Source organism: Aminobacter sp. GW821-FHT11F06 (assembly GCF_058808215.1).
In genome coordinates this window covers 119,951-138,349 of the sequence record NZ_JBXARL010000009.1, presented here as the reverse complement: position 1 = coordinate 138,349, position 18,399 = coordinate 119,951, and the positions used below count along the sequence as shown (strand labels likewise).

18 protein-coding genes are annotated in these 18,399 nt (G+C 62.7%); 8 read left to right on the top strand and 10 right to left on the bottom strand.

What is annotated here, in order from left to right; genetic code table 11:
* Window positions 1-23: 23 nt before the first annotated feature.
* Together ftsZ and AC1RTB_RS21145 are read right to left on the bottom strand one after the other, a co-directional pair.
* A complete protein-coding gene (gene ftsZ, locus AC1RTB_RS21150; RefSeq protein ID WP_492879439.1) occupies window positions 24-1,058 on the bottom strand; it encodes a cell division protein FtsZ in 1,035 nt (344 codons plus the stop codon).
* Window positions 1,059-1,262: 204 nt separating this feature from the next.
* Window positions 1,263-1,952: an alpha/beta hydrolase gene (locus AC1RTB_RS21145; protein WP_492879437.1), complete on the bottom strand. Its 690-nt coding sequence runs from the start codon at window positions 1,950-1,952 to the stop codon at window positions 1,263-1,265.
* Between the two features lie 300 nt (window positions 1,953-2,252).
* Between AC1RTB_RS21145 and AC1RTB_RS21140 the strand changes: the two genes are divergently transcribed.
* Window positions 2,253-3,632: an aminotransferase-like domain-containing protein gene (locus tag AC1RTB_RS21140; protein WP_492879435.1), complete on the top strand. Its 1,380-nt coding sequence runs from the start codon at window positions 2,253-2,255 to the stop codon at window positions 3,630-3,632.
* A 10-nt stretch (window positions 3,633-3,642) separates the two neighbouring features.
* Here the strand turns inward: AC1RTB_RS21140 and AC1RTB_RS21135 are convergent, their stop codons facing one another.
* Genes AC1RTB_RS21135 through AC1RTB_RS21115 form a run of 5 tightly spaced genes read right to left on the bottom strand, consistent with a single transcriptional unit; the run spans window position 3,643 to window position 7,758 of the window.
* Window positions 3,643-4,218: a GNAT family N-acetyltransferase gene (locus AC1RTB_RS21135; protein WP_492879433.1), complete on the bottom strand. Its 576-nt coding sequence runs from the start codon at window positions 4,216-4,218 to the stop codon at window positions 3,643-3,645.
* 3 nt (window positions 4,219-4,221) lie between these two features.
* On the bottom strand, window positions 4,222-5,145 hold the full coding sequence (locus AC1RTB_RS21130; protein ID WP_492879431.1) for a hypothetical protein: 924 nt from the start codon (window positions 5,143-5,145) through the stop codon (window positions 4,222-4,224).
* 21 nt (window positions 5,146-5,166) lie between these two features.
* Complete coding sequence (locus AC1RTB_RS21125; RefSeq protein WP_492879429.1) at window positions 5,167-5,310, bottom strand: DUF2474 domain-containing protein; 144 nt, start codon at window positions 5,308-5,310, stop codon at window positions 5,167-5,169.
* A complete protein-coding gene (gene cydB / locus AC1RTB_RS21120; RefSeq protein WP_492879427.1) occupies window positions 5,310-6,317 on the bottom strand; it encodes a cytochrome d ubiquinol oxidase subunit II in 1,008 nt (335 codons plus the stop codon). The genes AC1RTB_RS21125 and cydB overlap by 1 nt, the downstream gene beginning before the upstream one ends.
* A 4-nt stretch (window positions 6,318-6,321) precedes the next feature.
* A complete protein-coding gene (locus AC1RTB_RS21115) occupies window positions 6,322-7,758 on the bottom strand; it encodes a cytochrome ubiquinol oxidase subunit I (protein WP_492879426.1) in 1,437 nt (478 codons plus the stop codon).
* 366 nt (window positions 7,759-8,124) lie between these two features.
* Here AC1RTB_RS21115 and AC1RTB_RS21110 point away from each other — a divergent pair, with 366 nt between their 5' ends.
* Window positions 8,125-8,571 carry a DUF983 domain-containing protein gene (locus tag AC1RTB_RS21110; RefSeq protein ID WP_492879424.1) on the top strand — a complete coding sequence of 149 codons (447 nt, stop codon included), beginning with the start codon at window positions 8,125-8,127 and terminating at the stop codon, window positions 8,569-8,571.
* On the opposite strand, the gene AC1RTB_RS21105 is transcribed toward AC1RTB_RS21110, so the two are convergent.
* Window positions 8,572-9,264, bottom strand: coding sequence for a TetR/AcrR family transcriptional regulator (locus tag AC1RTB_RS21105; RefSeq protein WP_492879422.1), 693 nt, complete (start codon window positions 9,262-9,264; stop codon window positions 8,572-8,574).
* A gap of 132 nt (window positions 9,265-9,396) precedes the next feature.
* Between AC1RTB_RS21105 and AC1RTB_RS21100 the strand changes: the two genes are divergently transcribed.
* From AC1RTB_RS21100 to AC1RTB_RS21090, 3 genes are read left to right on the top strand one after another with little or no spacing between them, the layout of a single operon-like run.
* A complete protein-coding gene (locus AC1RTB_RS21100; RefSeq protein WP_492879421.1) occupies window positions 9,397-10,146 on the top strand; it encodes an SDR family NAD(P)-dependent oxidoreductase in 750 nt (249 codons plus the stop codon).
* Window positions 10,147-10,153: 7 nt separating this feature from the next.
* Window positions 10,154-11,371, top strand: a complete 1,218-nt coding sequence (locus AC1RTB_RS21095; protein WP_492879419.1) for an acyl-CoA dehydrogenase family protein — start codon at window positions 10,154-10,156, stop codon at window positions 11,369-11,371.
* A complete protein-coding gene (locus AC1RTB_RS21090; RefSeq protein WP_492879417.1) occupies window positions 11,371-12,411 on the top strand; it encodes a phosphotransferase family protein in 1,041 nt (346 codons plus the stop codon). The genes AC1RTB_RS21095 and AC1RTB_RS21090 overlap by 1 nt, the downstream gene beginning before the upstream one ends.
* Window positions 12,412-12,478: 67 nt before the next feature.
* Here AC1RTB_RS21090 and AC1RTB_RS21085 read toward each other — a convergent pair whose 3' ends face one another.
* Window positions 12,479-13,729 (bottom strand): D-amino acid dehydrogenase, encoded by a 1,251-nt coding sequence (locus tag AC1RTB_RS21085; protein WP_492879414.1) that lies wholly within the window; start codon window positions 13,727-13,729, stop codon window positions 12,479-12,481.
* 32 nt (window positions 13,730-13,761) lie between these two features.
* Window positions 13,762-14,115 (bottom strand): RidA family protein, encoded by a 354-nt coding sequence (locus AC1RTB_RS21080; RefSeq protein WP_492879412.1) that lies wholly within the window; start codon window positions 14,113-14,115, stop codon window positions 13,762-13,764.
* A gap of 165 nt (window positions 14,116-14,280) precedes the next feature.
* On the opposite strand from AC1RTB_RS21080, the gene AC1RTB_RS21075 reads away from it, so the two are divergent.
* The 3 genes from AC1RTB_RS21075 (at window position 14,281) to secD (ending at window position 18,157) form a co-directional block, all read left to right on the top strand.
* Window positions 14,281-14,985: a GntR family transcriptional regulator gene (locus AC1RTB_RS21075; RefSeq protein ID WP_492879410.1), complete on the top strand. Its 705-nt coding sequence runs from the start codon at window positions 14,281-14,283 to the stop codon at window positions 14,983-14,985.
* 228 nt (window positions 14,986-15,213) lie between these two features.
* The gene (locus AC1RTB_RS21070) at window positions 15,214-15,522 is read left to right on the top strand and encodes a hypothetical protein (RefSeq protein ID WP_492879408.1); all 309 of its coding nucleotides are present in this window, start codon (window positions 15,214-15,216) and stop codon (window positions 15,520-15,522) included.
* A gap of 103 nt (window positions 15,523-15,625) precedes the next feature.
* A complete protein-coding gene (gene secD / locus AC1RTB_RS21065) occupies window positions 15,626-18,157 on the top strand; it encodes a protein translocase subunit SecD (RefSeq protein WP_492879406.1) in 2,532 nt (843 codons plus the stop codon).
* The last annotated feature ends 242 nt before the right edge of the window (window positions 18,158-18,399 follow it).

Below are 18,399 nucleotides of genomic sequence, written 5' to 3'. Positions count from 1 at the left end.
AACGCGCCCGCTTTCCGGTCGTCTCAGTGCACGGCTTGTATCGAGCCTGGCGCAGGTTGGCCACGCATGTTGACGACCGGCTCGCCCTGCGCGTTCTGCGCCGCCAATCCGGTCGCGACCACGGAAACCTTGAACTGGCCTTCGAGCGTGTTGTCGAAGATGGCGCCAACGATGATGTCGGCATCGTCGCCGACCTCTTCGCGAATGCGGGTGGCTGCTTCGTCGACCTCAAACAGCGTCATGTCCATGCCACCTGAAATCGAGACCAGCACGCCCCTGGCGCCCTTCATCGAGTTTTCGTCGAGCAATGGATTGGCGATCGAGGCCTCGGCTGCCTTCCGGGCCCGGTCTTCGCCGCTGCCCACGCCCGTACCCATCATGGCGCGGCCCATGTCGCGCATCACCGTCTTCACGTCGGCGAAGTCGAGATTGATCAGACCTTCCTTGGTGATCAGGTTGGTGATGCAGCTGACGCCGGAATAGAGAACCCTGTCGGCCATGCCGAAGGCATCCTCGAAGGTCGTCTTCTCCGTCGCGATGCGGAACAAATTCTGGTTCGGAATGACGATGACCGTGTCGGCGGCCTGGCGCAAAAGCTCGATGCCCTGCTCGGCCATCTGCATGCGGCGCCTGCCCTCGAAGGTGAAGGGCTTGGTGACGATCGCAACCGTCAGGATGCCCGCTGCCCGCGCTGCCCGGGCGATCACAGGGGCGGCACCGGTTCCGGTGCCACCGCCCATGCCGGCTGTCACAAAGCACATATGCGTGCCGGCAAGCTGGTCCATGATCTCGTCGATCGATTCTTCGGCCGCCGCCTGGCCGATCTCGGGCAAGGAGCCAGCGCCCAGGCCCTCGGTCGCAACAGCACCGAGCTGGACCAGCCTCGTGGCCTTCGACATCGTCAGCGCCTGCGCATCGGTATTGGCGGCGATGAACTCGGTGCCTTCCAGGCCCTCGGCGATCATGTTGTTGACGGCATTGCCGCCGCCGCCACCGACACCGATAACGGTCAGCTTCGGCCTCATTTCCGAGATTTCAGGTTTCTTGGAAGTGCTCATGGTTCCGTTTCCTGCGCAGCGCCCCTGCCCGAATCGGACTGGCTCAGGGAATCAGATTGATCGGGAAGCTGCAAGGAATAGCCTGCGGATTGCGGCTTTAAACCGGCAAGAGCGGATTTTGCGGTGGAAAGGCAGGGCGGCGAGGTGCGGCACTTTTGGCCACCCGCACGGCTACGCGGCAGCGGAGCCGTGCGGGCCTGTCGCCTAAAACGACTTTGCCGCTTCGTCGATGAGGGCGGCAACCTCTTTTGGATGCGAGGCCAGCGAGGCGTGGCTTGCGTCGAGCTTGATGGTCTTGCGCGTCTTCATGCGGTCGGCCATCCACTGCTCGGTCTCGGGCGGGATCATGTGGTCACGGCTGGAAACCTGATACCAGCTTGGCTTGCTATGCCATGCCGCCGGTCCCGACTTGTCCTCGAAGCAGCGCCCGGAGATGGGTTTTTGCGTCACCGCCATCACCAAAGCGTCGGTTTCGCTGAGATCCTGGCCGAAACTTTGATGGAAGCTGTCCTGGGCAAGCCACAGGAAACCGTCCTTGTCGGGGCGGATGCTGGCCGCACCTGAGGGCGGTTCGCGCCGGGCAAAGATGCTGCCCAGGCTGTCGCCCTCATCGGGTGCGAAGGCGGCGATGTAGACCAGCCCGGCAACGTTCGGCGCGTGACCGGCACCGGTGATCACCGCTCCGCCATAAGAATGTCCGACCAAAAGCGTCGGCCCGTCCTGGGCGGCGGCGAGCTTCTTTGTGCGCTCGACATCTTCGGCAAGCGACGTCAGCGGGTTCTGAACCGCGGCGAGCTTGTATCCCTTGGCGTGGAGCAGCGGAATGACGTGACGCCAATGCGAGGCATCGCCCCATGCGCCGTGGACCAGAACGATGTTCTTTACCGATGGCATAACCAGTCTCCTTCTTCGATTGAATTCGAGCCGTTTGCATCAGGTGGCAGGTCGTCTTGATGGAATGGCACGAGACGTGCCGCGCGCATCGGCCAGTCTGAGATAGCCTTGTGACGACCATGCGACATCAAGCCTATGCCCGCGCGATCCCGGCGTCGATGCATTGTCTGTCCGGGGCCGAAAACAAAAAAGTGATGCGGTCGATGGAGGCGGCACTGGTTTGCCTCTCAGGCAAAGACGGTGGCCTTCCACATACATTGTGCATATATATGGATACACGATGATGGAACCTGCGATATCATGACCTGGTCACCCTCGATCTCAAAGGCCGGCGGGCCGCTTTACCTGGCTATCGCCGATGCGCTGTCGACCGATATCGCATCGGGCCGCCTGCCTGCCGGGTTTCGCCTGCCGCCGCAACGCACGCTCGCCGACCAGCTCGGCATCGACTTCACCACGGTCAGCCGCGCCTATGCCGAGGCACGCAAGCGCGGGCTGGTCGAAGGCCGCGTTGGCCAGGGTACCTATGTCCGGGCACAGCGCCCCTCAGGTGCTGCCGCCGCCGTGACCGGCATCATCGACATGAGCATGAACCTGCCGCCGCGCTTTAATGACCCGGAACTGGCGGCAAGGATGTGGGACGGCATCGCCGAGCTGCAAGCCGGCGACGGGCTCGACCTTTTGATGCGCTATCAGGAGGCCGGGGGCACTTCGCGCGACAGGGCAGCCGGCGCCATGTGGCTTGCGCCGCGCCTGGGCGAGATCGGCCCTGGCCGCCTGATGGTCTGTCCCGGCGCGCAAGGCGCGCTGCTGGCGCTGATCGGCGCGCTGGCGGCACCTGGCGAAACGATCTGCGCCGAGGCATTGACCTATCCCGGCCTGCTGGCCGTCGCCGAACACCTGCGCATCGCTGTCGCCGGTGTCGCGATGGATGCGCAAGGCCTCATTCCCGAAGCGTTCGAGGACATCTGCCGCGAACGCGCGCCGAAGCTGCTTTATTGCACGCCGACACTGCACAACCCGACAACGGCAACGCTGTCGCAAGCCCGGCGCGAGCGCATCGTTTCGATCGCGCGCCAGCACAATGTGCTGATCATCGAAGACGACGCCTACGGCGCCTTGCCGGGCAATCCGGTGGCGACGCTAGCGGCACTCGCGCCCGACATCGTCTATCACATCGCCGGCCTTGCCAAATGCGTGGCACCGGCCTTGCGCGTCGCCTATGTGGTGGTGCCGCAAGGGCGCACCACCGCGCATCTGGCAGGCGCGATCCGCGCCACCGCCGGCATGGCCTCGCCGCTGACTTCGGCTGTCGCCACCCGCTGGATCGAAAACGGCGTGGCCCAGTCCGTTCTCGCCGCGATCAGGTCCGAGGCAAGGCAGCGCCAGGTCATCGTGTCGAGGATTTTGCCGGCAAAGCTGGTTCAGGCCAACCCCGAGGGTTTCCACGCCTGGCTCAAGCTTCCCGGCCATTGGAACCGCAGCGATTTTGCAGCGCGCTTGCGCTCGGCCGGGATCGGCGTTGTCACCAGTGATGCCTTTTCAGTCGCGGGTCCCGCGCCCGAAGCCGTGCGGCTGGGGCTCGGCGCGGCACCCGACCACGCCTCGCTTGCGGCAAGCCTGGAGATTGTCGCCGACCTGCTTACTCAGCAGTCGACCATGTCGCCGATGGTGGTGTAGCTACTCAAGATCAGCTGACCACTTGCAGCTCATAAGTGAACTCGTCGCTTGATCGCCCTTTGAAATGATCCGCGTTTCTTTTCAGTCCGATCTGTCGAAACTGCAGGGATTCCAGGAGCTTTCTGGAAGCTACATTGAGCGTATCGATCTCCGCCACAAACCGCGTGACGTGGTGGACCGAGACGAGATGATCCATGACGGCGATACACGCCTCCCGTGCGATGCCTTGCCGACGGCTTGACGCGAAGGTCTGATAGGCGAGCATGGCCGAACGCTCCGCGATATCAACGGTAGCCTGCACCGAACAGGCCAAAGCGCCATCCTTTTTGGCCCTCCCGAACCAGTTCAGCCATATCTGATTGGCGGGCGCGTTGGTCAGGACGTGACGGTAACGTTCAGCCAGTTTTTCGATACTGGCCGGAGGATCTTGGGGTACGTAGAGGTAGAGATCGGGGTCCGCGAGGTGCCCGAAGGACAGCTCGGCATGCTCGACCTGCAGTGGCTCCAGAATGAGCCGTGCCGTGATGATCTCAGTGCCAGGATGCTCGTTCAGCCGCTGTCCTCCGGCATGCCTTTGATTGTGCAATTCCTAGAGAGCAGCGACCTTACCGGCTGGCATCGGTCCAGTGAAGCGTTCGACCCGGCCCATACCCAGGATTTCACTGAGCGAGGTCTCGTCGCTGACGCGGCGGAACATGCCGGGCGACATCCACCGGGCATAGCCGTCGACATTCGGTGCGCCGCGCCCGGTGCGGACGTCGTCGATCCACAGCGTGCGGGTCTCAAGCGAGATGCGGGTCAGGCCGGTCGAATTCGGCACGCCGGCATGGGCGTGCGCGCTGGAAAAAGCGATGATCTCGCCCGGTGCGATGACAACGGGCGTCGCATCTGTGACTTCCAGCTGCTCGGTCAGATGCGGGATCGCCGAATCCGCATCGACGGCGTTGCGCCCGCCGGCCTTTGAGCGTTCCAGCAATTCAGCAAGGTCGAAGTCGGCGCTGGTGTTGGCGACCGGACGTTCCCACAGCGACGGATAGATCGCAAAGGTGCGGCCTTCCGATATGTCGTAGATCGGCGCCCACCAGTTGGTCTGGGCGTAGAGGTTCGAGCCCCAGGTGTCGCGGTGGAAGGCGATGGTCGCCGTGGCGCGGGCGCGCGGAACGACGGTTCCACGGTCCTGATGCGGCTGGAAACGTAGATAAAGGCTGTCGCGCGCCAGTCCGTCCGCGTCCAGGCCGATCGCCTCGAACAGCTCACGCCACAGGCGCTTGACCTCGGGCGAACGCGCGAAATCGCGTTGGCGTTGCGCGAAACTTTCGGTCTGCTCCTGATGCGACAGGTGCCGGTGGATTTCGACCGGCGCGTAGGGCGCGAAAGCGTCCTCCAGGAAAGCCTGGGTGAAGCCGACGAGCTCGCGCATCGGCTTCAGATGGCCGAAGCGCAGCACGTCGCCGGCATAGATCTTGTCATGGAAAGCGCGCTGGTCGAGCGCCCGGGCGACATCGGTGTACATGCGATTTGTCCGTTATCGGGGTCAGACGGTCAGGCCGGCGAGGCCCATCAGGAAGCGGAACAGATAGGCCACCACGCCGAGCCCCAGCACGCTGGCTGCCCAGATGAGGACCAGCCAGCCGATCCGCCTCGGCCAGGAAGGTGGCGCTTCGGAAGGGACTGCCATCAGTGATAACCCTCACCTGCCTTCACCTTGCCGCGGAAGACGTAATAGGACCAGGCGGTGTAGGCCAGGATGAAGGGGATGATGAACAGCGCGCCGACCAGCGTGAAGCCCATGCTTTGCGGCGGGGCAGCCGCCTCGCGGATCGTGATGCTAGGTGGGATGATGTACGGCCACAGGCTGATACCAAGCCCGCTATAGCCAAGGAACAGCACGAACAGGGCCAGCAGGAACGGCGCGACATGCGGCGTACCTCGCAGCGAACGCAGGATCAGCAAGCTGCTGATCAGCACCAGCACCGGCACCGGCGAAAAGAAGACGATGTTGGGGAAGCTGAACCAGCGTTCGGCGATGTCGGGGTGAGCAAACGGCGTCCATAGGCTGACGATGCCGATGACGGCGAGCAAGGCCAGGGTGATCGGCCGCGCCAGCGCCACCATGCGATCGTAGAGCGCACCTTCGGTCTTGATGATCAGCCACGTGCTGCCGAGCAGCGCGTAGGCGACGATCAGCCCGAGCCCGGTGAACAGGCTGAAAGGCGTGATCCAGTCCAGCGCACCGCCCGTATAAGAACCGTTTTCCATCGGAAAACCGTTGAGGAAAGCGCCGAGCGACACGCCCTGGAAGAAGGTCGCGACATAAGAACCGCCGGTAAAGGCCTTGTCCCAGAACGGCTTGTGGTGCTCGTCGGCCTTGAAGCGGAACTCGAAGGCGACGCCGCGCCAGATCAGCCCAAGAAGCATCAGCACCAGCGGCAGATAGAGCGCGCTGAGGATGGTGGCATAGGCGAGCGGGAACACCGCCATCATCGCCGCGCCACCAAGCACCAGCCAGGTCTCGTTGCCGTCCCACACCGGGGCGACCGTATTGACCATGGTGTCGCGGTCCTCGCGGTCGCGAACGAAGGGGAACAGGATGCCGATGCCGAGATCGAAACCGTCCATGATGACATACATCATCAAGCCGAAGGCGATGATGACAGCCCAGATTACGGGAAGATCGATGCCCATGGTTTCAGCCTTTCCTGTCGTGGTGGGTCGGCGTGGACATGTCCATTTGCTCCAGCGCGGCGGACAGCGGACGAGAGGGGCGTCCTGAGCCAAGCGGCTCGCCTTCGACGGGCTCACCTTCGTCGTCTTCCGGGCCCTTGGCGACCAGTTTCAGCATGTAGCTGGTGCCGATGCCGAAGACGAAAAAGTAGACCACGATGAAGACGATGAGCGTGGTGCTCATTGCCAGCGCCGAATGGTTCGACACGGCGTCCTTGGTGCGCATCACGCCATAGACGATCCAGGGTTGGCGGCCGATCTCGGTGGTGAACCAGCCGGCGAGGATGGCGATCAGGCCGGTCGGCCCCATCACGGTAGCAAAACGCAGGAACAGGCTCGTTTCGAACATCCTGCCCCGCCACCTGAGCCACAGCCCCCAGACGCTGAGCAGCAGCATCAGCATGCCGAGGCCCACCATGATGCGGAAGCTCCAGAACACGACTGTCGAATTCGGCCGGTCCTCCTTGGCGAACTCCTTGAGCCCGGGGAACTGGCCGTTCCATTCATGGGTAAGGATGAGGCTGCCCAGATGCGGAACTTTCACCGCAAAACGCGTCGTCTCGGCTTCCATGTCCGGCCAGCCAAACAGTGTCAGCGGTATCGATTCGCCGGGTTTGTTTTCCCAATGGCCTTCAAGGGCAGCGATCTTGGCGGGCTGGTGCTTCAGCGTGTTGAGGCCGTGCAGGTCGCCGATGAAGATCTGGATGGGCGCCGAGACGAGCAGCATCCACATCGCCATCGACAACATGGTGCGGACGCGACGATTGTCGTTGCCGCGCAGCAAATGCCAGGCGCCCGAGGCGCCGACGAACAGCGCGGTGGCCAGGAATGCCGCCACCGTCATATGCGCCAGGCGGTAGGGGAAAGAGGGATTGAAGATCACCTCGAACCAGTTCACCGGAATGACGATGCCGTTGACGATCTCAAAACCTTGCGGGGTCTGCATCCAGCTGTTGGAAGCGAGAATCCATGTCGCCGAGATCAGCGTGCCGAGCGCCACCATGAGTGTCGCGAAAAAATGCAGGCCTGGGCCGACCTTGTTCCAACCGAACAGCATGACACCGAGAAAGCCGGCCTCGAGGAAGAAGGCGGTCAGCACTTCATAAGCAAGCAAGGGGCCGGTGACGGAGCCGGCAAAGGCCGAAAAATAACTCCAGTTGGTGCCGAATTGGTAGGCCATGACAAGGCCCGAGACGACGCCCATGGCGAAGTTGACGGCGAAGATCTTCGACCAGAAATGGTAGAGGTCGCGATAGACAGTGTCGCGCTTCCACAACCACAAGCCTTCGAGCACTGCGAGGTAACTTGCCAGGCCGATGGTGATCGCGGGGAAGATGATGTGGAAGGAGATGGTAAAGCCGAACTGTATACGGGCCAGTTCGAGTGCGGTCAGGCCGAACATTAGAGACCTCTCTTGCATGCACAATCGGCTTGCGCGCGATTGCTGGTCGAAGCGGAATACTCGTCGATTTCCGTCAGGTATTGCTCACGCCTTGCAATAGACCCCCATCTTGATCTGCGCAGCGCGCAAAGTCGACGCACCCCCACGGACATTTTGACCCATGGTTGATTTCACGGGTTCGCATCTTCGCGAGGGCGGGGTGATCCATACAATTTATCCATTCAATCGAAATTGATCGGAGTGTATGTGGATTATATGCAAATCATTCTTGCCGGCAAGGGGAAAGCGCCCTATGTATGGATGCGATAGAGCGCCTTGCCATGTGGCGCTGCCCGCGTGTTCGCGACCCGCCAAAAGGAGGCGCGTATGTCACAGTCCAGATTTCAGGCGGAGGGGTTCACCCCGACCGACAACCCGATGAAAACAGGCATCCAGGGGCTTTGCCCCCGCTGCCAGATGGGGCACCTGTTCTCAGGGTTTCTGAAGCTCGCACCGAGCTGCGAAGTCTGCGGTCTCGACTATTCTTTTGCCGATCCCGCCGACGGCCCGGCCTTCTTCGCCATGACAATTGCCGCTGTGCCCGCGCTTGCCTTCGGCGTCTGGCTCCAGATGGAATTTGGCCTGCCGCTTTGGGGGCATCTGTTCATCACCTTGCCGCTCACCGTGCTGAGCTGCATGGCTTTGCTTCGGCCGCTCAAGGGCTGGCTGGTGTGCTCGCAATACTTCCACAAGGCGGAGGAAGGCTCGATCGACTTCGATTGGCACGCCAAGGCCAAGGGCAAGCAGCAGAACGGCGAGACGCCGGCTGCCTGATCAGCCACGCGGGTTTATGGCCGCCTCGACGAAAGCCGAGACGGCCTCGACATAGTGCTCGATTGTCGTGCCGCGCTTGCGGTATTTGGCCCGCTTCACATACCAATCCTGCAATAGCGGCTTGATCAGCGACGCCGTCAGCTCGATGTCAGCGACGGCGAACTGGCCGCTGGCCGCTCCTTGCCGCAGCACTGCGGCAAATATCTCTTCGGTTGCGGCCTCGCTGTCGACCGCCATCCGGCGTTCGGCGGCCGGAAACGATTTCGCTTCCATATAGGCAAAGACGAACCATGGCTGCATCGCCTCGGTCAGCCGGATATGCGTGTCGATCAGCCATTTGAGATGGCCAAGCGGATCGTCGGCGATGCCTTCCGGCACAGCCCCCAGCACCTCGTTCACCGTTGTCGACACCTCGCCCAGGATCATCGACAGCAGCGTCGTCTTGTTGTCGAAGTAGGAATAGAGCCCGCCCATGCTGAGACCGGACGCTTGCGCCAGGTCGCGCAGGCTGGTGGCGTGGAACCCTTGCTTGTTCGACAGCTTCAGTGTTGCTTCGATGATACGCGCGAGATTGGCGACCGCGACATGCGGCTTTTGCACGCGCACGGTGTCGCGATGCCGTTCGAGGATGCGCGCGCACAGCGCCTCCGTCGAAAATGCCGCCGTCAACTGCCTGTGCCCTGCGAAGTTCAATCTGGCTCCTGTCGTCCGCGACGTGCTGTGCTGCAGTGTCCGTGCCGAAATAGCAGCAAATGCACGGTTGCAAAAGGGGATGCAGGCGAATAAAGAAAACGAGCGCTCGCTCGATTTTTGAGGTGATCACTGATGCTGTTCGACGATCTCAAGGGAAAATCCGCCCTCATCACCGGAGCCTCGGGAGGGCTCGGCCTGCATTTCGCCGAACTGCTCGCAAGCCAAGGTGTTGCCGTCACGCTCGCCGCGCGCCGCCGCGAGGCACTGGACGAAGCTTGCGCCAAGATCACTGCATCAGGCGGCCAAGCCAGCGCCATCCAGATGGATGTGACCGACAGCGCATCTGTGGCTGCGGCACTGGCGGACAAAAGCTTCGACGTACTGATCAACAATGCCGGCATTTCAGGCGCATCCCGCGCGCTCGATCTCGATGAGGCCGAATGGGACCGCGTGCTCGACACCAACCTAAAGGGTGTGTTCGTCGTTGCCCAGGCGGTGGCGCGCGAAATGAAAGCGTCCGGCCGGGGTGGCGCGATCGTCAACATCGCTTCGATCCTCGGCCATCGTGTCGCCGGCAATCTCAGCGCCTATGCCGCCTCCAAGGCCGGCGTGATCCAGCTGACCAAGGCCTTGGCGCTCGAATGGGCGCGCGAGGGCATTCGCGTCAACGCGCTGTGCCCCGGCTATATCGAGACCGACATCAACCGCGCGTTCTTTGGCTCCCCAGCCGGCCTCGACCTCATCAAGCGCATCCCGCAGCGCCGGCTCGGCCAGCCACAAGAACTCGACGGCGCGCTGCTTTTGCTGGCTTCCGCCGCCGGCAGCTACATCACCGGCTCGTCGATCGAGGTCGATGGCGGCCATCTCGTTTCATCCTTGTGAGTGCGTCATGAATTTCGACATCCCCGCCCGCGTTGAAGACTACCGCGCCCGCATCGCCGATTTTGTGGCGCGCGAGATCCTGCCGCTCGAAGCAGACAAGGCGTCTTATGACGAGCATGGCAATATCGCTTTGCCGACGCTTGAGACACTTCGCGCCAAGGCAAGGGCCGCCGGCCTGTGGTGCCTCCAGCTCAAGCCGGAGACCGGTGGTGCTGGCCTCGGCAAGATGGGCATGGCGGTCTGCTACGAGGAGATGAACCGTTCGATCTTCGGCCCGGTGGTCTTCAATTCGGCAGCGCCCGACGACGGCAACATGATGGTGCTGGAAGCGCTTGGAACGCCTCAGCAGAAGGAAAAATGGCTGAAGCCGATCGTCGAGGGCAAGGTGCGCTCGGCCTTCGCCATGACCGAGCCGCATCCCGGCGGCGGCTCCGACCCCTCGATGATCGCCACCAGTGCCGAGAAGCGCGGCGACAAATATGTCGTCACCGGCCGCAAGTGGTTCATCACAGGGGCGGAAGACGCCAGCCACTTCATCCTGATCGCCCGCACCTCCGACGATCCGCGCAACGGACTGTCGGCGCTGATGTTCCATAAGGATCAGCCCGGCTGGCATATCACGCGCCGCATCGAGATCATGGGCCCTGAGGAGCATGGCGGCCATTGCGAGCTGGAATTTGACGGGCTCGAAATTCCTGTCGAAAACCTGCTTGCAGGCGAGGGCAGGGGCATGAAGGTCACCCAGGTGCGCCTCGGTCCCGCACGCCTGACCCATTGCATGCGCTGGCTCGGGCTGTCCAAGCGCTGTGTCGAGATCGCGCGCGCCTATGCCGCCGAGCGCTACGGCTTCGGCATAAGGCTGGCCGACCGCGAGAGCATCCAGCTCAAGCTCGGCGATCTCGCCATGCGCATCGAGATCGGCCGCATGCTGGTGATGAAAGCTGCGTGGGAGCTCGATCGTGGCGGCTTCGCCCGCAAGGAGGTGTCGATGGCCAAGGTGCAGGTCGCCAATGTGCTGCATGACGCCGCCGACGTGGCGATCCAGATCAACGGCGCGCGCGGCTATTCCAAGGACACCGTGCTCGAATGGATCTACCGTTACGCGCGCCAGGCGCGGCTGGTCGACGGTGCCGACGAGGTGCACAAGATGGTGCTCAACCGCTTCCTCAACGAAGAAGGCTCGGACTTCTGGCACTGGAATGTCGAAGGCGAGGCGAAGGCTTGATGGCTGGGGACGACAAGGTGCGGGGCAATGCGGACTTCGATCCGGCGGCGCTGGCACACTTCCTCGCGGCACGGTTCGGCGCGGGCAAGATGACGCTCGAACGGATTGGCGGCGGCCAGTCCAACCCGACCTATTTCGTCGATTTCGGCGCACGCCGGATGGTTCTGCGCAAGAAGCCGGCCGGGCCGATCCTGCGCGGTGCGCATGCCATCGACCGCGAATTCCGCGTGCTCGAAGCACTGGCGCCAACCAATGTGGCAGTGCCCAAGCCGGTGCTCTATCATGACGGCGACACGCCGCTCGGCACGCCGTTCTATCTGATGGAACGGCTCGAAGGCCGCGTCTTCCATGACTGCTCGCTACCTAGCCTGTCGCCAGACGAGCGGCGCGGCATCTATCTCGGCATGGCCGAGGCGATGGCCAAGCTGCATGCTGTGCGCCCGGACGATGTCGGCCTTGGCGACTTTGGCAAGCCGGGCAATTATTTCGAGCGCCAGATCGGCCGCTGGACAAGACAACTCAGGGAATCGCCGAGCGAACGCATCCCTGCACTGGAGGCTGTCGCAGACTGGCTGCCGCAGAACATGCCGGCGGACGATGGGCGCGTGTCGATCGCGCATGGCGATTTCCGGCTTGGCAATCTACTCTTTCATCCCGAAAAACCTGAAGTGATCGGCATTCTCGACTGGGAGTTGTCAACGCTCGGCCATCCGCTCGCCGATCTCGGCTTCTGCTCGATGACCTGGCATTCGGCACCCAACGAATATGGCGGCATCCTTGGCCTCGATATCGCAGCGCTTGGCATTCCGAGCCAGCGCGAATTCCTCGACCATTATTTCACGCACGCGGCCCCCACCGCACCGCTCGAACGCTTCCATCTGGTTTTTTCGCTGTTTCGCTTTGCCGTGATCTTCGTCGGTATCGCCGACAGGGCACGCGCCGGAAACGCGGCTTCGACCGATGCCGCAGATGTCGCGCCATTGGCCGGGCGCTTTGCCGTGCGGGCCATGGAAATCATCGACGGCGCCCGACCCTGGTAAGACGGTACTGAAACGACAAAAGCCCGCGATTTCGCGGGCTTTTTTGTACATTTGGATTGGCTATGCCCTACTGCACCAGCATTCCGGCCGGATCGAAGCCGGGTTTTGCCCGCCTGACGATGTCGGCGGTGATGCGCGCCGAACCGGCCGACATGGTCCAGCCCATATGGCCATGGCCGACATTGAACACCATGTTGGCGAAGCGCCCGCCGCGTCCAAAGATCGGCGTGCCCTCGGGCGTCATCGGCCTGAGGCCTGCCCAATATTGCGGCCTGGTATAGTCGGCGCCATTGGGGAAGATGTCGCGGATGGCTGCCAGCATGTGGCGGAAATCCTCTGCTTTATGCGAGCGGTCGAAGCCGGCGAATTCGGCGGTTGCCGTCACGCGCATCCGGTCGCCGAAGCGGGCATAGGCGACGAGATTGTCTTCATCGACACCGCCGACCGTGGGGGGAAGGTTGGAGGCCTCGACCGGCATGGTCACCGAATATCCCTTGATCGGATAGACCGGCAGCGACACGCCAAGGCGGCGGGCGAAATCGGGCGCGAAGACGCCGAGGCAGAGCACGAATTCATCCGCCGCCACCGAACCCCTTGAGGTGGTGACGCGGACAATGCGGTCGCCGCTGGTCTCGAAACCCTTGACCTCGGTGTCGAACATGAATTTGACGCCGAGCTGTTCGGCACAATGGCGGGCGAGGTTCTGGGTGAAGACCCGCGCATCGCCGCTGCCGTCGGAGGGGCAGTAGACCGCGCCGGCGAACTTGTCTTTCACCTTGGCCAGTGCCGGGTCGATGCGCGCTGCTTCGTCAGGGGAGACGGCGCGCAACTCCAGCCCTTCCTCAGACAGAATGCGCGTGTTGGCCGAGCCGCGGGCAAACGATTCGGGCTTGCGGTAGAGGTAGAGCAGGCCGCCGTCGAGGCCGTGATAGTCGACGCCGGTATCCGCGACGATGCCTTGCAGGCGCTCCTGCGAATAGCGGCACAGACGCACCTTGCGCTTGGTGTTGGTGCGCGCCTTTTCGGCAGTGCAGTTCATCAGGAATTTCCACGACCACGACCACAGCCGTGGATCGAGGCTTGGCTTGAAACGCAGCGCCTGGCTGTCGTCGAACAGCGAGCGGAGCAGGATGCGCGGCGCCTTGGGCGACGACCAGGTATAGGCGTGGCCGGGCGCGATCAGCCCGGCATTGGCAAAGCTGGTTTCGCCCGCCGCTTCGGAAAGTCGGTCGATGACAGTCACCTCATGCCCGTCGCGGGCAAGCTCATAGGCGGTGGTGACGCCGACAACTCCGGCGCCGAGCACGGCAACGCGCATCCCAAAAATCTCCGTGATTATGTCGTTGCCGCTCAGAGAGCGGCGATAACGGCGATCTCGACCGTGTACTGCGGCGCGGCCAGCTTGGATTCGACGGTGGCGCGGGCAGGGGCGCTGTCCTTGGCGACCCAGGCATCCCAGACGGCGTTCATCTCGGCAAAGCCGGCGATATCGGCGAGCCAGATCGAGGCGGAGAGGACCTTGGTCTTGTCGGTGCCGGCCTTGGCCAGCACGGCGTCGATGCGGTCGAGGATGTTCCTGGTCTGGGCGGTGACGCTTTCGCCGGCGGCATCGAGCGCGACCTGCCCCGATACATAGACGGTGTTGCCGTGCACGACGGCCTGGCTCATGCGCGGGCCAACGTCAATTCGGGTGATGTTGCTCATGGTCTCATACTCCAAGCTTTGGTTCGATTGCGTCGTCACTATATGTCGACACAAGTGTATCCACAAGAGGATTGTGAACTGCACTTTGTCGTGGCATTAGTTCGGCGACATGAGGTCGCCAAGCGGACTCAACCCAACAGACAGCCCGATCGAAACGGAGCGCAGGTGCAGAAGACAGCCAAGCCGAAGAAGACGGCACGCGCCGCAGACAGCGTCGAAAAGGTCTATGACGCGGTCAAGGAACTGGCGGTCGAATACCGCTTCAAGCCGGGCGAGCGTGTCAATGAGGTCGAGCTGGCGACCAGGCTTGGCGTGTCGCGCACGCCGGTGCGTGAAGCGCTCAACCGCCTGGCGCGCGACGGCTTCATGAGTTTTGTGCCCAATCGCGGCTTTTACGCCCGCGACATCACGCCTGAAGGCGTGCAGGAGCTTTACGAGTTGCGCGCGGCGATCGAGCGGGCGGCGTTCCGGCTTGCCTGTGAGCGCGGCACCGACACCGAGATCGGCGAGACCATCGCGATCTGGCAGAATAACAGCAATCTTGGCCCGACCACCGACTGGGCCATGGTTGCCGAGGCCGACGAGGCGTTTCACATCGCCATCGTCACCCTGTCCAAGAACGGGCGCATGCTGAACGCGCTGGAGGGGGTCAATTCGCTGATCCGCTTCTTCCGCCGCATCGATCTCGAGAGCAATCGCCGCCGTGGCGGCACCTATGACGAGCATGCGGCGATCATCGACTGCCTCAGGCGCCGCGACGGCGAGGCCGGTGGCGAGCTCATCGAACGCCATATCACGCTGAGCTCGGCGCACGCCGTCGAGGTGACCAAGGAAGGCTTGGCACGGATCTTCTTCGGCCGGCCTGAATAGGTGCCCAAGGTATGCGTTCGTCGCCGCGAAACGCTGGAAATGCGCAGCGCGGCAACGAGAGTTGCTTGGCGTCTTCATCAAAATGCCGTAGTGGTCGGCTCCTAAGGCAATTCAGCCCAACCGTTCGGACCTTTGCGCCAATACGAGATGCAGCAGACCAAGGCACATAGAAAGCCTGCGACCGGCATTTTGACGGCCGCATTTCTATGCCTGTCCGTGGCGCTTGCCATGGTTTGCAGCCCGCTGGCCGATGGCGTGGCTGTCGCGTCCGAAATGCTCAGGTCGAACTCCGGCGGAATGGACGTCCGGGAGCGGCGTACTGCCCCGGTTATTCCCGAGCGCTCATTTGTTGTCGTTGACTGGAGAGCCGTCAAGGCGGCGGCACTTCATGACGACGGCAATTCGGCCTTGTTGCCGCGTAGCATCGAAGTTCCCGAAGCGGTCTTCGCCAAGCCGCGCCATGATCTGGTTCTCCAGCTCATCCTCCGCCCTTCAGGGCCCGGTTACACCGCCCGCGCGCCCCCTGCATTTTCCTGAACCCTTGTGAATGGTGCGCGCCTTCGTGCGCTGTGCCGCCAAACTAACAATCGTCGTCCGCGTGCCATGATGCAGCGGCGATGATTTTTGCAGGATCAGATATATGCGGACCTCCCGATGGGTGGTGGTGACATACACCATCATCATTTTGGCCGGCATCATTGCCGCGTTTCCCAATGTTCTCACAGCCAAGCAACTGGCAGCGCTGCCGAGCTGGTTTCCGAAACAGCAGGTCACGCTCGGCCTCGACCTCCAGGGCGGTTCGCACCTGGTGCTTGAAGTCGATGCGGCGGCGCTGAAGACTGACCGCTTGCGCTCGTTGCTCGACGATGTGCGCGGCGCCCTGCGCAAGGAGCGCATCAACGCGCAATCGGCGCGCCTTGCCGGCGACGCCATCGTCGTCAACATTCCCGACGACGCACAGCGCGCCACCGCACTTGCCACGCTTCAGGCTCTGGCCGTTCCGGTCAGCGGACTTGGTCTTGGAGCCGGCAAGCCCGACATCGAGGTCACGACGACCGACAAGCAGATCAAGGTCGCACTGACTGAGGCTGGCCAGCGCGACAAGCTCGATGCAGCGCTGCAGCAGAGCCTCGAGATCGTGCGCCAGCGCGTCGACCAGGTCGGCGTCGCCGAACCGACGATCCAGCGCGTCGGTTCCGACCGTATGCTCGTCCAGCTTCCGGGCCTTCAGGACCCGACAAGGCTGCGCGAACTGCTCGGCAGCACCGCCAAGATGACGTTCCACATGGTGGCCAATGTCGCCAGTGGCGAACCGCTGCCGCGCGGCGTCACCATGCTGCCCGACGCCAAATCCGGCAGGCAGTATCCTGTCGAGGACCGCGTCGCGCTCGATGGCGCACGCCTCACCGACGCACGCGCCGGCTTTGACCAGCGCACCCAGGAGCCTCTGGTTTCGTTCCGCTTCGACAGCGTCGGCGCACGCCAGTTCGCCGAGATCACCGCGGCCAATGTCGGCAAGCCGTTTGCCATCGTGCTCGACGGCAAGGTGCTGTCGGCGCCCAACATCCGCGAGCCGATAACAGGCGGTTCGGGCCAGATCAGCGGCAGCTTCAGCGTCGAAGAGACGGTGACGCTTTCAGCACTCCTGCGCGCCGGCGCACTGCCGGCACCGCTGACCGTCATCGAAGAGCGCACCGTCGGCCCCGACCTTGGCGGCGACGTCATCAAGATGGGTATCTACACAGGTATCGCCGGCTTCGTGGCGGTCGTGCTGTTCATGGTCGCGCTCTATGGCACCTGGGGCATGATCGCGAATTTCGCGCTGTTGCTGCACCTGATCTTGACCTTTGGCGTGCTTACCCTGATCGGCGGCACACTGACGCTGCCCGGCATCGCCGGCATCATCCTGGGCATCGGCTTCGGCGTCGATGCCAACATCCTGATCAACGAACGCATCAGGGAAGAGTCGAAGAAGGGGCTCAGCGCCTATGCTGCCTTGGACAATGGTTTCAAGCGCGCCTATTCGACCATTGTCGACGCCAATGTGACGTCGCTCATCGCCACCGGCCTGCTGTTCATGTTCGGCTCCGGTCCGGTGCGCGGCTTTGCCATCACCATGTTCCTCGGTACCTGCCTGTCGATGTTCACCGCCGTTTCGGTGACGCGCATCCTGATGGCCGAGGTTGTGCGCCGCAAGCGCCTGAAGACGATCAAGATCGAACCGCTGGTCCGCTTCTTCCCGGAAAAGACCTCGATCTCGTTCATGAAGGCCCGTTACCTCGGCATCGGCATGTCGATCTTCCTGTCGCTCGCCTCCATCGGCCTGTTCGTCAAGCCGGGCCTCAACTACGGCATCGACTTCAAGGGCGGCATCCAGGTCGAGATCGCGACGTCGACACCTGCCGACCTGGCACAACTGCGCAGCACACTCGGCAACTTGAACATCGGCGAAGTGGCGCTGCAGCAGATCGGCAGCGACGGCAACGTGCTGATCCGCGTGCAGCGTCAGGAAGGTGGCGAAACAGCGCAGACCGCTGCCGTCGACACCATCAAGGCTGCCGTGCAGAAGCTCGATCCAAGCGTGAAGTTCGAACGCACTGAAGTGGTGGGTCCGAAGGTCAGCGGTGAGCTGGCGCAGTCCGGCATCCTGGCCGTGGTTCTGGCCGCACTTGCCATGCTGGTTTACATCTGGTGGCGGTTCGAATGGAACTTCGCCATCGGCGCCATTGCCACACTGGTGCTCGATACCACCAAGATGGTTGGCTTCTTTGCGCTGTTCGGGCTGGACTTCAACCTGACAGCGATCGCAGCCCTGCTGACCATCATCGGCTATTCGGTGAACGATAAGGTGGTGGTCTACGACCGCATGCGCGAGAATCTGCGCCTGTACAAGAAGATGCCGCTGCGCGAGATCATCGACATGAGCATCAACCAGGTGTTCGCGCGCTGTATCTACACCTCTGTCGCCATCCTGCTTTCGATGCTGCCGATGGCGATCTGGGGCGGCAGTGCGGTTGAGAACTTCGCCATTCCGATGGTGTTCGGCGTGTTCATTGCGACGACCTCGTCGATCTTCATCGCAGCGCCGATCCTGCTTCTGCTCGGTGACTGGTGGCAGCACCGTCATGCCGGCCGCGAGCCGTCAACCGAGGTGGCCGCAACCAAGGCCTGAATTATTTACCGGAGCCGTTTCATGGCGGCTCCGGTAAAGACCCGCTAGCCTGAAGCCTGACGACTAGATGGCGAGTTGAGCCTGCTGGCAGAGCCGAGAAATCGTCACTTAAAATCGTAGGCCGTCAGCACAGACAGGCTTTTGCGCCCGTGGGAATAAACCTCCCGCGCAACGTCCTGGATCGAAATGCGAGCCGACGTGAACGCAATCATGCCTGGTCGTTGCTGCAGCAACACGCCAAT